Source organism: Rubrivivax gelatinosus IL144, assembly GCF_000284255.1.
GTDB lineage: Bacteria > Pseudomonadota > Gammaproteobacteria > Burkholderiales > Burkholderiaceae_C > Rubrivivax > Rubrivivax gelatinosus_A.
This window is the reverse complement of record NC_017075.1, coordinates 1,229,452-1,244,090: the sequence shown is the minus strand read 5'-3', so window position 1 is coordinate 1,244,090 and position 14,639 is coordinate 1,229,452. Positions and strand designations below refer to the sequence as shown.

Sequence of the window (14,639 nt, the reverse complement as noted above, 5' to 3'; positions counted from 1 at the left end):
CCAGAAAATCCCTCCTACATCAATCACTTGGGAGGAGTTTCTTGAGAGGCCGCGCCGAACCGCTACTGCGCATAGAGCTTTTGGCAGTGAACTTTGAGCAGCTGAATGAAGTCGACAATTTCAGCCCCGCGCACAACGATGTCGCTAGATTTTTCCGGTATTGGTAGTTCTTTGGGATCCAAGAGAACTTTCTTGTCAGGCAAAACTACGAACCTGTTGAATCCGACGTAGCCGCCGAGTCTGTTCTTAGAGTTGACGGTACCGCACCAAGCCCCTGTCTTCGAGTTGCGTTCCATATCTCTGAATTGAGCGGACTCCGGGTCCGTGAGGAGTTGACGCACGGCTTCCTTAACCTCTGCTTCTGGTCGTAGTTGATTGAGCCAATAGCCTACAACTGCAGCGGCCAGCGCAATGATCACTGTGACTGATATGAGTCTAGATCGCATTGGACTGTGTATATGCGTGAATAGACGGAGGCGCGCTCGAAAACATGATTGTGCGGCCCAACGAATGGAAGGGACATCCCCATAGCGCCCACCCGCCCGAGCTTATCCCTCAGGCAAGGACGGCCGCCCGATACGACGATGGGGTTGCGAAATCTGATCCTCCACCCGGCTGACGCAAGGAGATGTCCATGACGATTCTGTTTCTCGGCATCGATCTGGCCAAGAACGTGTTTGCCCTGCACGGTGTCGACGAGCGCGGCAAACCTGCGCTGGTGCGCCCGGCCGTGCGTCGCGACCAGTTGCTCGAAGCGGTGGCCAAGTTGCCGCCGTGCACCATCGACATGAAAGCCTGCTCGGGCGCGCACCACTGGGCGCGCCGCTTCCAGGAGTTCGGCCACACGGTGCGGCTGATGGCGCCCAAGTTCGTCGTGCCCGCCCGGATGAGCGGGCGCCGCGGCAAGAACGACGCGGCCGACGCGGCCGCGATCTGCGAGGCGTTGCAGCGCCCAGCGATGCGCTTCGTGCCGGTCAAGTCAACGCAGGCGCAGTCGCGCCTGGCGGTGCATACGGCGCGCCAGGGCTGGGTGTGCGCCCGCACGGCGGTCATCAACCGCCTGCGCGGCGTGCTCAGCGAGTTCGGCATCGTGCTGCCGCTCAAAGCCGCCACGGTGCGCAGCCGCGCCGGCGAGCAGCTCGACACCGTGCCCGGCTGGGTGCAGACCGTGTGCCGCGACCTGCTGGCCGAACTGCAGCGCCTGGACGAGCGCGTGGCCGCGTACGACGAGCACATCCGGCTGATGGCCCAGGCCGACGACCGCGCCCGCGCTCTCATGGTCATGCCCGGCATCGGCCCGACCACCGCCAGCGCGCTGCTGGCCAGCATCGGCTACGGCCACGACTTCGCCAACGGCCGCCAGCTCGCCGCCTGGATGGGCTTGGCACCCGACCAGTACAGCTCGGGCGGCAAGAACCGGCTCGGGCGCATCACCAAGGCCGGCGACGCCTACCTGCGCACGCTGTTCATCATGGGAGCGCGCGCCGTGCTGGCCGCCGCAGCCAACAAGCACGACCGGCTGAGCCGCTGGGCCACCGCGCTGGCCGAGCGCCGCGGCTATTGGAAGGCCGTGGTCGCCATCGCCGCCAAGAACGTGCGCATGGCCTGGGCGATGCTCGCCAAGGGCGAAGAGTTCAAGCCCATGGCCTGAACACAAGCCGCGCCGCCCAAGCCAACCGCCAACCTCATCGGAGAAAGGCGCCCTCGAATCCGTTTCTGCCACCGCGTGACGCCTGCGTTGATGGATCAAGGTTGGACCTGCGCGGGGAGTGCTCGTTTAACTCCAGGCGGCGCCAGTGATGGCGACCGCGGCTAACGAATGGCCCTTGCAGGCCGCGCCGGGCCAGTAGCCCGGCCCCTCGTGTGGTGCAGGCCGGCCACCGGCCGCCCTGCGTCCGAACTCGGCCCCCTGCGCGTCCTTCATCAGGGCCCTCAGCATCGATCGCTGCATCAAGGCCGGTTGTAGTTGTGCAGTCCGCACCTTGGTTATTTTGCCGTCAGGCAGCGCAACGGCAGCACACAGTCAAAGTGCCTTGATGAATCGGTGATCGATTCATCAAGGATTCTTTTTGCTTGACAGGCGAGGATGCCCTTGTAGTTTTAATTAACTGGCCGCCACGCACGGCGGTTGAACGAAAAACGGCATTTTGGCGGTCCGGTTGAATGATATGTTAGGCCTCGGCCAGTTGTGGGGCACAGGCATAGGATGGGTGAGCATTTGCCTCGGCCCTGAAGGACGAGTGTGGCGAAAGTGGTTGCCATGTGTCTCTGAACGCAAGGTTAAGCATAGTAGTAAGGCCTACATATGTAAGGATCGCGTCAAAACCTTCCGACGCCAAAGATGTTGAGCACTGCCACGCCCATATTTTCCAGGAATCCGTGCCACTAGCTTTGGCGGGAAGGCGAATACCTCTGATCTTTAGATAAGCCATCCAGTCCATATGAATACCACCAATCAACTCTCGCTCGCGTTCTCGGTCGTTTAGCAATCGCTCGCAGCCTGCGCCATACGATGCATTAATACTTCGTTTTATCAGCGCGAGACGCACGAAGTAGTGCTTGGAGCCTTCATTCAAGCGAGAAGATGGCTGCAAATGATCCACTTGCAGCGACTTAGGAATATTGATTTCACGAAGTCCGTAGTGTTGATCAAGGAATCGAAGAAATGCTCTGCGATACCCTCGGTAGTTGGCACGAACCCACAACTCAGGCTCGGAGTCAGGCTTTTTTATGACCACGGCAGACTTAGGTCGCACACCACCCAGATGCGAAATTGACCAGCCATACATCTTGGAATGCTGCGCAAGGCGGGCCGGTGTTGTCGCAATCAAGCAGGTCGTTCCTTCGCCCCGAAAATCTCCGAGCATCCCTGACTGCTGAAGTGCAAGAAATTGGCTGATTGAACTTGGCGTGGTCATGAATTTCCTGAGAGGCCTAACACCTGAGTTAAGCCGCGCCGCGAAGCGACGTCGGCTTGGACGAATTGTTAGGCCACGGCCGAGACTTGCTCCAAGGTAACGTGGAGCTGCTCCCCTTGGCCAGTAACCACGAGCTCCAAGAGTACGCGGCCTTGGGGCTCTGCCGCGAGTAGGCACTCGGCCAGAGCCACGAACTCCGAGCCAGGCTCGAAGCGGCTAATGCGTATGGTGGGCGCCACCAAGGACAGGCGGTCAGCCCCCAGCTCGTCTAGGCAGGTGGTGAGATCGGCCTTTAGGGCCGGAGCAAGCTCCCGACCGAACGCTACGGCATATCCGAATCTTGTCGACAGGTCATCAAACCGCTGGCCAGCGAGCAAGTCTGCTGCCTCTGCAGCAATCGCCGCGAGCTCACCGGGTTCTGTCTGAGCTGCAGTGATCTCCATCCGTGGCCTAACGTTGAAATTCAACGGCGACTGAAGGTCGTCCGCTGCGATGACAAGTTAGCCCGCGCGGCATCAACGCAGGCGACATACCAACAACGCGAGCCCCCGTGCGAACGCGCCCGCGATGATCGACATGCATTGTTCATCGGCCGCCATTCCTCGGAAAGATGTCGCGCAATCGCTTCAAGCCGCGGACATCGAATTGCTTTCGGGCCTTCCGCATAGCAACGACGGCGCAGCCTAGAAAGACGACAAAAGCAAGGAAGGTGAGGATGCTGAAGCGACTGTCGAGGAAGAACGCCGAAACAACGAACACCACCAAGGCTGTGAACCGGACGATCGTGAAGCTTGACGGAAACGGCAGCTTCATAGAGCGGCCTAACTTTCGAGGTGAGGCGCAAATTGCAGCTTGCTGCAATTTTTCGCCTCGACTGAGGTGTTAGGCCACAAGCCGAACCTGACACTAAGTGAGCGCATTTCGTTGCCGCTACTCGACGGAAGTGCAAAAGACGTTGAACTCGAACTCTGCACCGACGCCTACCAGTTCTTCCAAGAATTCAGATTCAAAGTACGGGCAAATGGCATACACCTCTCCAATGGGCAGGTAGTATGCAAGGCTGAACCAGCGAGCCTTAGCTCCGGTGTGGAGTTGTAGCCTTCGCAACTCTTCCGAATGATCTCGGATGAAGTTGCGACATTCAGCAACCTGCTGTGCAACGGTGGCGTTCTCGTCTTCGACGACGATGATCGATAGATTGGAATATTCGCGTTGGCCTTGGCCTCTTGATTTGGCTTCGCCCTTTCGGAAGACAGCAGCCATGTTCTTCCAAGGTGACTCGGAAAGAAACGCATCGACGTCGAAGTCTTCACCCTGAGCACGGAAATAGCAGGCGCACATGTTTTGGGGCCTAACGTCGGAGTTAAGCGGCGGGCACCGGCTGACAGCCATTGGGCCAGAATGAAATGTGGCTCAATGGCTGCCAGCTGGCGAACGTCCACTCGAACGACTTGTTAGGCGTCAGCGCCGCATCAAAATTTGCGAACCAGTGCGACGCCACCGCATACTCACCGAATAGCAGATTCCGTACCGCATAAACAGAATTCAGCATTTGAGTCTTCTTGCTACCAGTAGAACGCCCGCGCCTCGGGCACAAACAGCCCGACCATGAACCAGACGGTATGGCCAACCCAACAAATCAATGTGTAAAGCGCGATCTGTTCGGAATTCCATCTGTAGGCGAAAAGCCAGTCGACAATAGCAAGAGACCGCCAACCTTCAAACCAGACAGCACCACCACCCCAAACCACCCAAAAAACGAACGCGGTATTGGATACGTAGAGCAAGAGCCACAGCGCTACATTCATGACGCCTAACGTTCGAGCTAAGCGGGGCCCGACGGAACGACGCCAGGCCCCGGCCACAGAAAATGTACACCGTACCTGTGGCCGGGGCCTGGTGGCGTGCCGTTGGGGCTCCGCTTGAGCAAGGGGTTAGGCCTCGCTTTTCGGCGGTGGCCCTGGCGACTGAAATACTCACTCGCCAGCGTCAGCAACAGCGTTGCCCCAGTAGTGAGGCTGAAGCTCGGAGAGGAGCTTGGATTGCCATTGACCGGGCTTCCCAGGCACCGCCACAGCAACCTGGACCTTGGGTCCCCAAAATGCAAGTCGCTCTTGGCAGATGCCACATGGAGAAAGGATGAGGAATGGCCTACCGGGCTCGCTGCGAGAGACGCATACAGAGGCTACAACGGTAGCGCCGATCCGATTGGCTTCGCAGTACGCGCCGGTTTCATGACACAAGCTGGCGCCAGTGTTGGGCGCGTCGAAGCAAACGCTGGTTAGTACTTGGCCAGACTCTGTTCGGACCGCCGCGGCGCCCGCGTAGCCAGACGGAAACCTGGCGAGCGCCTGTTGAATTGCGGCATCGACGAGTGACTGATCAAGTGGCATGCGAGGCCTAACGTGTTGTATGCGGCGTCCCACTGCCGTTTATCACACCCAACGCCCGCGTAACAGCCCCCAGGCGGGGCGCATCAAGTGCCTGTCGGACCACACTTTTCTCCCTGTTGACCGAGTCCGGCAGCGACGTAAAAGTGGAGACAAAAGCGGCGTCGGTTACAGCTCATTCTGGGCGGCGTTCGCCGGCTTGCCAAGGGAGGCCGAGATGGCGCCGTCCACCGCTTGTCCTGCATCAGCCGCCACGCCCTCGGGCGCAGGCCCGATGCCCACGACCCCGGCCGCAGCCGCCGCCGGATCCCCCGCCCCTCGCCGCCTGCTCGACCAGCTCCGCGACGCCCTGCGCAACTGCCACTACAGCCTGCGCACCGAGCAGGCCTACGTGCACTGGACCAAGGCCTTCATCCGCTTCCACGGGCTGCGCCACCCGGCGACGATGGCCGGGCCCGAGGTCGCGGCCTTTCTCTGCCACCTGGCCGCCGAACGCGGGCTGTCGGTGTCCACGCACCGCCAGGCGCTGTCGGCGCTGCTCTTTCTCTACGGCAAGGTGCTCGGCCAGTCGCTGCCGTGGATGGACGAGATCGGCCGCCCGGTGCCCAAGCGCCGGCTGCCGGTGGTGCTGTCGCCCGCCGAGGTGGCCGCCGTGCTGGACCGGCTGGACGGCACCCACCGGCTGCTGGGAGAGCTGCTGTACGGCACTGGCCTGCGCATCACCGAAGCGCTGCAGCTTCGCGTCAAGGACATCGATTTCGCCCAGCGCGCGATCGTCGTGCGCGCCGGCAAGGGCGGTAAGGACCGCGTCGTGACGCTGCCGGCGACGCTGGAGGCACCGTTGCGCGAACAGTTGCGCGCCGTACATGCGGTCTGGGCCGAGGACTCGGCGGCCGGCCACGCCGGCGTTCAACTGCCCGACCCACTGGAGCGCAAGGTCCCGCGCGCCGGTTCGAGCTGGGCCTGGTTCTGGGTCTTTCCGCAGGGCGGCCATTCGGTGGACCCGCGCAGCGGCGTCGTGCGCCGCCATCACCTGGTGCCGGGCACCTTCCAGCGTGCGTTCGCCAGGGCGCTGCAGGCCGCCGGCATTGCCAAGACGGCCACGCCGCACACGCTGCGCCACAGCTTCGCGACGCACCTGCTGCAGTCGGGCAGCGACATCCGCACGGTGCAGGAGCTGCTGGGCCACTCGGATGTCGCGACGACGATGATCTACACCCACGTGCTGCGCCTGGGCGGCTACGCGGTGCAGAGCCCGCTGGACCGGCTGGCGCCGGCCCGCTGAGCGCGGCTCAGGTGCTCATCAGTGCAGCACCAGCACCGGCACCTTGCAGCGCGACAGCACGTTCTTCGTGTGCGAGCCGAACAGCAGTTCGCCGAACACGCCGCGGCCGTGGGTGGCCATCACGATCAGGTCGCAGTCGAACTCCTTGGCGGCGTCGACGATGGCCTGGTCGATGGCGTCGGTGCGCAGGAACTTGCCCTGGTACTTGACGCCGACTTCGGCGGCACGCTCGCCGATGCGCGCCAGCACCTGCCGCGCGTGCTGCTCGGTGCGCGCCATGTGCGCATCGGCATCGCGCTTGTAGACCGCCGGGCTGCTGCCCATGTTGGGCAGCGGCGGCATCGGTTCGGCGACGAAGGCAGTCAGCGCGGCACCCAGTTTGGCGGCCAGGTCGATCGCGGTCTGCGCGGCCTTCTCGGAGAGTTCGGTGCCGTCGACCGGCACGAGCAGGTGCTTGAACATCTCGCTTCCTCTTGGCGCCCCGGGGGCGGGGCTTCGAATCCAGTCTAGGTCCGCGCGCCCCGCGCACATTGACCAATCTCAAGACGCGGACCGTCGCCGCCGAAGCCCCGCCGACGCCGTGCCGACCGGGATCAGACCGGCGGCCCCGCGCGCCCGGGATAATCCCGGCTTCAAGCCACTGCCAGGAGATGCTTCCGATGCGCCGCGTCCACAACTTCAGCGCCGGCCCCGCCGCCCTGCCCGAACCGGTGCTGCGCCAGGCCGCGGAGGAAATGCTGGATTGGCACGGCAGCGGCATGTCGGTCATGGAGATGAGCCACCGCGGCAAGCACTTCATGGCCATCGCCGAAGAAGCCGAGACGCTGCTGCGCGAGCTGCTGGCGGTGCCGGCCAACTACAAGATCCTGTTCATGCAGGGCGGCGCGATCGCCGAGAACGCCATCGTGCCGATGAACATGCTGCGCGGCCACGCCGGCGCCGACTACGTCGACACCGGCGAATGGAGCCGGCGCTCGATCGCCGAGGCCCGCCGCTACGGCCAGGTCAACGTCGTCGCCAGCAACGCCGAAGGCGGCTCGGTGGCGATCCCGGCGCGCGACAGCTGGAAGCTCGACCCGAACGCCGCCTACGTGCACATCTGCACCAACGAGACCATCGGCGGCGTGCAGTACCACTGGACGCCCGACGTCGGCAGCGTGCCGCTGGTGGCCGACATGTCCAGCGACATCCTGTCGCGCCCGATCGACGTCTCGCGCTACGGCCTGATCTACGCCGGCGCGCAGAAGAACATCGGCCCCTCGGGGCTGACGATCGTCATCGTGCGCGAAGACCTGCTCGGCGGCGCCCTGCCCTGCACGCCGACGGCCTTCGACTACCAGGTCGTCGCCGAGCACGGCTCGATGTACAACACCCCGCCGACCTACGCGATCTACATCGCCGGGCTGGTGTTCAACTGGCTCAAGGCGCGCGGCGGCCTGGCCGCGATGGCCGAGCACAACCGCGTCAAGGCGGCGCTGCTCTACGACTTCCTGGACTCGACCTCGTTCTACTCGAGCCCGATCGCACGCGACTGCCGCTCGTGGATGAACGTGCCGTTCCGCCTGCACGACAGCGCGCTCGACGCCGCCTTCCTGAAGGGCGCCGACGAACGCGGGCTGGTGCAGCTGAAGGGCCACCGCATCGTCGGCGGCATGCGCGCGTCGATCTACAACGCGATGCCGATCGAAGGCGTGCAGGCGCTGGTGGCCTACATGAAGGAGTTCGAGGCCGCGCACGGCTGAGCGTGCACGGCCCCGGCGCCGGTTTTACGGCTGGCGCAGGCGGCGGCGCGGCACGGTGCGCGTCTCGGTCTTGCCGTCGGCGCCGGTCACGGTGACGGTCTTGTCGTTGCCGCTGCGGTCGACCTCGCGGCTGACGGTCTTGCCGTCGGCGCCGGTGATCGTCGTCGACTTGTCGCCGTCGGCGCGCGTGGTGTCGCGCGTGAAGCTGCGGCCTTCCGCGCCGGTGACGGTGCTCTGCACGTGGCCGTCGCTGCGCGAGACCTCGCGTTGCACGGCGCGTTCACGCGCCTGGGCGCTGCCGGCGGCACCGGCCTGCGCCAGCACGGCGGCCAGCGAGACGAGGGACAGGTTCTTCATCGCGGGTTCTCCGGGTTGTTCGACGATGGCTGCCATTGCAAACGCACGCCATTACGCCCCATTCACGCCGCGTCAAGAAACCCGCCCCGCTTGCAACAAAGCGTAGCCGCCGGCCTCAGCCCTCGCGCGTGAAATCGCGCTCTGGCCTTCGACAGGCGTGCAAGGCCTTCCGGCCTTGCGCGTCCGGTCTCAGCGCGCCAGCGGTGCGCGCAGGTGGCGATAGACCGTCGTGCGCGAGATGCCCAGCTCGCGCGCCGTGCGGCTGACGTTGCCGCAGCGTTCGAAGACGCGGCGCACGCGTTCGCTGGCCTGCTGCTGCAGCGCCGAGCCCGCGGCGGGCGCCAGCGGCGGCAGCAGCGGCTCGACGTCGGCCAGCCCCAGCCGCCCGCCGCCGCGGCGCAGCAGCGCGCGCGTCAGCAGCGAGCGCAGTTCGCGGAAGTTGCCCGGCCAGTCGTGCCGCGCCAACCGGGCGACGGCCTCGTCGTCGATGCGCGAGGCGCCGTCCAGCGTCGCCAGCACGCTGCGCACCGCGGCGCAGAAGTCCTCGCGCCGGCGCAGCGGCGGCAGCTCCACACGCACCGTGTCCAGCCGGTACAGCAGGTCGGGGCGGAAACGCCGTGCCGCGGCGGCCTCGGCCAGCGGCACGTGGGTCGCGGCCAGCAGTTGCACGTCGACGCGCCGGCTGGCCGTGCCGCCCACCGGCCGCACCAGGCCATCGTCGAGGAAACGCAGCAGCGCCGCCTGCTGCGCCAACGGCAGCTCGCCGATCTCGTCGAGCAGCAGCGTGCCGCCGTCGGCGCTGGCCACCAGGCCGACGCTACCCTCGCGGCGCGCGCCGGTGTAGGCGCCGCCGACGTGGCCGAAGAGCTCGGCCTCCAGCAGGCCCTCGGGCAAGGCACCGCAGTTGACGGCGACGAAGTGCCCGCGCCGCCCGCTCGCGACGTGCGCGTGGCGCGCCAGCAGCTCCTTGCCGCAGCCGGTCTCGCCCTGGATCAGGATCGGCGCCGTGATGCGCACCGCCGCCTCGACGAGGCGGAAGGCCTCGGCCACTGCCGGGTCGTCGGCGACGACGCCCGGCGCGGCGGTGACGGCGGCGGGGCGGGAGGCCCGCGGCAGCGCCTGCGGCGGGCGCGCCACCGCGGCGGCGTGCAGCGCCAGGCCGCCGGCCGCGCGCAGCGGCGCCGCGCCGTCCTGGCGCCAGCGCGAGACCAGCGCCTCCCAGCGTTCGCCGAGCAGCGCCTCGCAGGCCGTGCCCGCGGCGGCGGCGCCGTGCAACAGCTGCGCCGCGCGCGCGTTGGCCGCCAGCAGCCGGCCGGCGTCGTCGAAGGCCAGCAGGCCTTCACTGGCGGTGCCCAGGAACTCGGGCCGCGTCGCCAGCGCCACGACCCAGCGGCCGCGCATGCGCTGGCGCAGCAGCGCGTTCTCCATCTGCACGGCGGCGATGCGTACCAGCGCCAGCGTATGGCGCTGGCGTGCGGCGACGTAGGACGAGGCGTCGAGCACGCCGGCCAGCGAGCCGTCGACGTCGTGCACCGGTGCGGCGGTGCAGGAGATGCGGCCCAGGCGCTCGAAGAAGTGCTCGCCCCCGGTCACCGCCACCGCCTGGCCGCTGGCCAGCGCGGTGCCCAGGCCGTTGGTGCCGGCGTCGGCCTCGCGCCAGCGGCTGCCGGTGACGATGCCGTCGCCGTCGTCCATGCAAAAACGGGAGTCGGTACGCAGGTCGAGGATCACGCCGTCGGCATCGGCGAAGGCGAGCAGGAAGTTCGAGCCGGCGATCTGCGGCACCAGCGCCTCCATCTGCGCCAGCGCCAGCCGGCGCACGCCGCCGGCGCGCTCGCGGCGCCGCGCCAGTTCGCCGCCGTCGACCACCGGCACCTGCACCGCGGCGCCGGCCTGCAGCCCGGCGGCGGCGCAGCGCGCCCAGCTGTCGAGGATCAGCGTGTCGGGCGGGCCGCCCTCGACCACCAGGGCGGCGGCGCGGCGGGCCAGCGCCGGGTCGGCCGCGCAGAGCTCCTGTTGCATCGACAGCTCCTCCTGCCGGCTGACGCCCGGCTGTTTCGTTTCTGGACACCGTGAACGACCGGTGTCGCGCGGCGCGACACCCGGGGCACGGCCGCCTGCCTCGTGCGGGGCGAGCGGACCGCGGGTGAACCCCCGGTGGAACGGCGGTTGCAGACGGCGGACCTTGCGCCGAAACCGGTGCCTTCGTCCATTGGAGAACACGAGAGGAGACCGCCATGCCCATCCGCCACCCGCGCCCCAAGCCGCCGCGCTTGGCCTGCGTTGCCGCCGCCGCCGCGTTCGTGCTCGCCGTGCCGAGCGCCGGCGCGCAGACCGCGATCGACAAGCTCAAGCAGTTCAAGGTGGCGACGACGGACCTGAACATCCCGCAGGTGCCGCAGACCGGGCGCAACGCCGACGCGATCCGGCAGAACCTGCAGCGCATCAAGCTGCCGCCGGGCTTCTCGATCGAGCTCTTCGCCGTCGTGCCCGACGCGCGCCACATGGCGGTGGCGCCCAGCACCAACATGCTCTTCGTCGGCACGCGCAAGACGACGGTCTGGGCCGTCACCGACCGCAACAGCGACGGCGTCGCCGACGAGGTGAAGTCCTTCGCGCCTAGCCTGAAGTTCCACAACCCGAACGGCGTCTGCTGGACCAAGGACGGCTTCTTGATCGTCGCCGAGCACAACCGCGTGCTCAACTTCCCGGCCGCCGAGTTCTTCTACGAAGGCCCGGACGTCGCCGTCATCGAGGTCGTCGGCCAGGGCAAGCTGATCCCGCCCGAGGAGGAGAGCTTCAACCACGGCGCACGCACCTGCCGCGTCGGCCCCGACGGCAAGCTCTACGTCACGCTGGGCCAGCCCTTCAACGTGCCGGCGCGCGACAAGCTGGACCTGTACCGCCAGTGGGGCATCGGCGGCATCGTGCGCATGAACGCCTTCGACGGCAGCGGCCGCGAGGTCTTCGCCACCGGCGTGCGCAACTCGGTGGGCATGGACTTCAACCCCAAGGACGGCAGCCTCTGGTTCACCGACAACCAGACCGACGGCATGGGCGACGACATCCCCACCGGCGAGATCAACCGCGCAACCAAACCCGGCCAGTTCTTCGGCTACCCGTGGAAGCAGGGCCGCACGCGCATCACCGAGTTCGGCTACGACAAGGACCCGCTGCCGCCCAACATCACCGACCCGCAGGTCTACACCGACGCCCACGCGGCCGACCTGGGCATGGCCTTCTACACGGGCCAGGCCTTCCCCGAGAAGTACCGCGGCGGCTTCTTCTCGGCCCAGCACGGTTCGTGGAACCGCACCAAGCCGATCGGCGCGCGCGTGCTCTTCACCTCGCTGAAGGCCGACGGCACGGCCGACAAGACCGAGGTCTTTGCCGAAGGCTGGCTGGACGCCAGCGGCATCTACCGCGGCCGCCCGGTCGACGTGGCGATGGCCAAGGACGGCTCGCTGCTGATCAGCGACGACTTCGCCGGCGCGATCTACCGCGTCAGCTACCAGGCGCCGTGACGATGCTGCCCTGGTGGCTGGCCGCCGTGGTGGCGGCCGTGCTGGTGACCGTACTGGGGGCCGTGCTGGGGGCCACCGGCCCGGCCGCGGCGCAGGACGTCGCGGCCGGGCGCACCAAGGCCCAGGCCTGCAGCGTCTGCCACGGGACCATGGGCGTGGCCGTGCATCCGGAGGCGCCCAACCTCGCCGGCCAGCCCGCGGCGTACCTCGAGACGCAGCTGCGCCACTACCGCAACGGCCAGCGCCAGCACCCGGTGATGAACGTCATCGCCAAGCCGCTGTCGGACAGCGACATCGAGAACCTGGCCGCCTGGTTCGCGTCGATCCGCGTCGACGCGCAAGGGCGTTGAGGTGCGCGGCCCGCCAGGGTGCGGGCCGCGCACCGTCGTTTCGCGTGCAACGATGCGCAAGCGCGCGACGCTGCGGTGCGTGCCTCGCACGCGCCGGGCGTGCAGAATGGGGCGGAAGACCTTCCCATTCGAGAGAAACACCGATGCAAGCCCCCCGCCTGTCCCTCGCCCTGCTGTGCCTGCTGGCCGCAGGCGCCGCGATGCCGGCGCCGGGCGACCAGCCCGTACCGCCGCTCGTGCCCAGCACGCAGAAGAGCGAGGTGAAGACGCAGACCGCGTCGCTGCCCGCCCGCGGCCTGTTCGACGGCGACAAGCTCTCGGCCGACGGCCGCCAGCGCCTGGCCGAGCTGGTGCTCGACGCGCTGGGCCTGCAGGTCGAGGTGGCGCTGCTGGTGCCCACCGGCCCGTGGAAGATCGATGGCAGCAACCGCGACGAACGTGCGCTGACGCCGGGGCGGCTGGAGTCGGTCAAACGTTTCCTCGCCGACCGCGGCGTCGACCCCAAGCACATCTTCGTCGAGAGCCGCATCGACCAGAAGCTGGCCGAACCCCGCCTGGACGTGCAAATCGTCGGACGGCCGCAGCAGGACTGAGGCGCCGGGCGCGAAGCGACCGGCATCGTCCGTTCACGCCGTGAAGGACTGAGGCGTCCGCCACGGCAAAGAAAAAGCCGCCCGAGGGCGGCTTTGTTCATCGTGCGCAGGCCGTGATCATTCGGCCTCGGGCGAAGACAGCAGCGGGATCGCGCCGTCGCTGGTGCTGCCCAGCAGCCCGGTACGGCTGTAGACGCCCAGCTTCTCGCGCGTGTCGGCGATGTCCAGGTTGCGCATCGTCAGCTGGCCGATGCGGTCGGCCGGCGTGAAGGCGGCGTTCTCCACCTTCTCCATCGACAGGCGCTCGGGCGCGTAGGTCAGGTTCGGGCTCTGCGTGTCCAGCAGCGACCAGTCGTTGCCGCGGCGCAGCTCGATCCAGACCTCGCCGGTGATGGCGCGCGCCACCCAGCGCTGCGCGGTCTCGCGCAGCATCAGGCACTGCGGGTCGAACCAGCGGCCCTGGTAGAGCAGGCGGCCGAGCTTGCGGCCGTTCAGGCGGTACTGCTCGATCGTGTCCTCGTTGTGGATGCCGGTGACCAGGCGCTCGTAGGCGATGTGCAGCAGCGCCATGCCCGGGGCTTCGTAGATGCCGCGGCTCTTGGCCTCGATGATGCGGTTCTCGATCTGGTCGCACATGCCCAGGCCGTGGCGGCCGCCGATGCGGTTGGCTTCCTCGAACAGCTCGACGGCGTTGGCGAACGTGCGGCCGTTGATCGCCACCGGCACGCCTTCCTCGAAGCGCACGCTGACGGTCTCGGCCTTGACCTCGACGTCCTCGCGCCAGAAGGCCACGCCCATGATCGGGTTGACGATCGTGAGGCCCTTGTTCAGGAACTCCAGGTCCTTGGCCTCGTGCGTCGCGCCCAGCATGTTGCTGTCGGTGCTGTAGGCCTTCTCGACGCTCATCTTGTAGTCGAAGCCGTTGGCGACGAGGTACTCGCTCATCTCCTTGCGGCCGCCGAGCTCGTCGATGAAGGTCTGGTCCAGCCACGGCTTGTAGATGCGCAGCGCCGGGTTGGCGAGCAGGCCGTAGCGGTAGAAGCGCTCGATGTCGTTGCCCTTGTAGGTGCTGCCGTCGCCCCAGATGTTGACGTCGTCCTCCTTCATCGCCACGACCAGCGCGGTGCCGGTGACGGCACGGCCCAGCGGCGTGGTGTTGAAGTAGGTCGCGCCGCCGGTGCTGATGTGGAAGGCCGAGCACTGGATCGCGGCGATGCCTTCGGCGACCAGCAGCGCGCGGCAGTCGACGAGGCGCGCCTTCTCGGCGCCGTACTGCAGCGCCTTCTTCGGGATCGCGTCGTAGTCGCTCTCGTCGGGCTGACCCAGGTTTGCTGTGTAGGCGCAGGGGATGGCACCCTTGGCGCGCATCCAGTGCACCGCGGCGCTGGTGTCCAGGCCGCCGGAGAAGGCGATGCCGACGCGTTCGCCGACGGGCAGGGTTTGGAGGATCGTGGCAGACATGGTGCGGGCTCGAAGGGAC

The 14,639-nt window shown here is 66.9% G+C and carries 16 protein-coding genes; 6 read left to right on the top strand and 10 right to left on the bottom strand.

The window, feature by feature from the left end; all coding sequences use genetic code 11:
• Positions 1-62: 62 nt before the first annotated feature.
• On the bottom strand, positions 63-419 hold the full coding sequence (locus tag RGE_RS23960; RefSeq protein WP_148280125.1) for a hypothetical protein: 357 nt from the start codon (positions 417-419) through the stop codon (positions 63-65).
• A 215-nt stretch (positions 420-634) separates the two neighbouring features.
• Here RGE_RS23960 and RGE_RS05835 point away from each other — a divergent pair, with 215 nt between their 5' ends.
• Positions 635-1,651 (top strand): IS110 family RNA-guided transposase, encoded by a 1,017-nt coding sequence (locus tag RGE_RS05835; RefSeq protein WP_014427406.1) that lies wholly within the window; start codon positions 635-637, stop codon positions 1,649-1,651.
• Positions 1,652-2,171: 520 nt separating this feature from the next.
• On the opposite strand, the gene RGE_RS23955 is transcribed toward RGE_RS05835, so the two are convergent.
• The 5 genes from RGE_RS23955 to RGE_RS24990 form a co-directional block, all read right to left on the bottom strand.
• Positions 2,172-2,918 carry a hypothetical protein gene (locus tag RGE_RS23955; protein WP_148280124.1) on the bottom strand — a complete coding sequence of 249 codons (747 nt, stop codon included), beginning with the start codon at positions 2,916-2,918 and terminating at the stop codon, positions 2,172-2,174.
• Between the two features lie 585 nt (positions 2,919-3,503).
• The gene (locus tag RGE_RS05825) at positions 3,504-3,731 is read right to left on the bottom strand and encodes a hypothetical protein (protein WP_043783848.1); all 228 of its coding nucleotides are present in this window, start codon (positions 3,729-3,731) and stop codon (positions 3,504-3,506) included.
• A gap of 117 nt (positions 3,732-3,848) precedes the next feature.
• Positions 3,849-4,259, bottom strand: coding sequence for a hypothetical protein (locus RGE_RS23950; protein WP_014427401.1), 411 nt, complete (start codon positions 4,257-4,259; stop codon positions 3,849-3,851).
• Between the two features lie 224 nt (positions 4,260-4,483).
• Positions 4,484-4,726 carry a hypothetical protein gene (locus RGE_RS23555; protein WP_081528208.1) on the bottom strand — a complete coding sequence of 81 codons (243 nt, stop codon included), beginning with the start codon at positions 4,724-4,726 and terminating at the stop codon, positions 4,484-4,486.
• A gap of 168 nt (positions 4,727-4,894) precedes the next feature.
• On the bottom strand, positions 4,895-5,311 hold the full coding sequence (locus RGE_RS24990; RefSeq protein ID WP_081487572.1) for a cytidine deaminase: 417 nt from the start codon (positions 5,309-5,311) through the stop codon (positions 4,895-4,897).
• 271 nt (positions 5,312-5,582) lie between these two features.
• On the opposite strand from RGE_RS24990, the gene RGE_RS05820 reads away from it, so the two are divergent.
• Complete coding sequence (locus RGE_RS05820; protein ID WP_014427396.1) at positions 5,583-6,593, top strand: integron integrase; 1,011 nt, start codon at positions 5,583-5,585, stop codon at positions 6,591-6,593.
• Between the two features lie 18 nt (positions 6,594-6,611).
• Here RGE_RS05820 and RGE_RS05815 read toward each other — a convergent pair whose 3' ends face one another.
• Positions 6,612-7,055, bottom strand: a complete 444-nt coding sequence (locus RGE_RS05815; protein WP_014427395.1) for a universal stress protein — start codon at positions 7,053-7,055, stop codon at positions 6,612-6,614.
• A gap of 197 nt (positions 7,056-7,252) precedes the next feature.
• Between RGE_RS05815 and serC the strand changes: the two genes are divergently transcribed.
• Positions 7,253-8,335 carry a 3-phosphoserine/phosphohydroxythreonine transaminase gene (serC, locus tag RGE_RS05810; protein ID WP_014427394.1) on the top strand — a complete coding sequence of 361 codons (1,083 nt, stop codon included), beginning with the start codon at positions 7,253-7,255 and terminating at the stop codon, positions 8,333-8,335.
• A 24-nt stretch (positions 8,336-8,359) separates the two neighbouring features.
• Here serC and RGE_RS05805 read toward each other — a convergent pair whose 3' ends face one another.
• Together RGE_RS05805 and RGE_RS05800 are read right to left on the bottom strand one after the other, a co-directional pair.
• Positions 8,360-8,692 carry a hypothetical protein gene (locus tag RGE_RS05805; protein WP_043783846.1) on the bottom strand — a complete coding sequence of 111 codons (333 nt, stop codon included), beginning with the start codon at positions 8,690-8,692 and terminating at the stop codon, positions 8,360-8,362.
• Between the two features lie 189 nt (positions 8,693-8,881).
• Positions 8,882-10,714, bottom strand: a complete 1,833-nt coding sequence (locus RGE_RS05800; RefSeq protein WP_014427392.1) for a sigma-54-dependent Fis family transcriptional regulator — start codon at positions 10,712-10,714, stop codon at positions 8,882-8,884.
• Between the two features lie 215 nt (positions 10,715-10,929).
• On the opposite strand from RGE_RS05800, the gene RGE_RS05795 reads away from it, so the two are divergent.
• The 3 genes from RGE_RS05795 to RGE_RS05785 all read left to right on the top strand — a co-directional run bounded on the left by RGE_RS05795 (position 10,930) and on the right by RGE_RS05785 (position 13,159).
• A complete protein-coding gene (locus RGE_RS05795) occupies positions 10,930-12,216 on the top strand; it encodes a PQQ-dependent sugar dehydrogenase (protein ID WP_014427391.1) in 1,287 nt (428 codons plus the stop codon).
• 2 nt (positions 12,217-12,218) lie between these two features.
• Complete coding sequence (locus RGE_RS05790) at positions 12,219-12,566, top strand: c-type cytochrome (protein ID WP_014427390.1); 348 nt, start codon at positions 12,219-12,221, stop codon at positions 12,564-12,566.
• Positions 12,567-12,709: 143 nt separating this feature from the next.
• Positions 12,710-13,159 (top strand): hypothetical protein, encoded by a 450-nt coding sequence (locus RGE_RS05785; RefSeq protein WP_148280123.1) that lies wholly within the window; start codon positions 12,710-12,712, stop codon positions 13,157-13,159.
• Positions 13,160-13,276: 117 nt separating this feature from the next.
• On the opposite strand, the gene argG is transcribed toward RGE_RS05785, so the two are convergent.
• A complete protein-coding gene (gene argG, locus RGE_RS05780; protein WP_014427388.1) occupies positions 13,277-14,620 on the bottom strand; it encodes an argininosuccinate synthase in 1,344 nt (447 codons plus the stop codon).
• Positions 14,621-14,639: the final 19 nt, after the last annotated feature.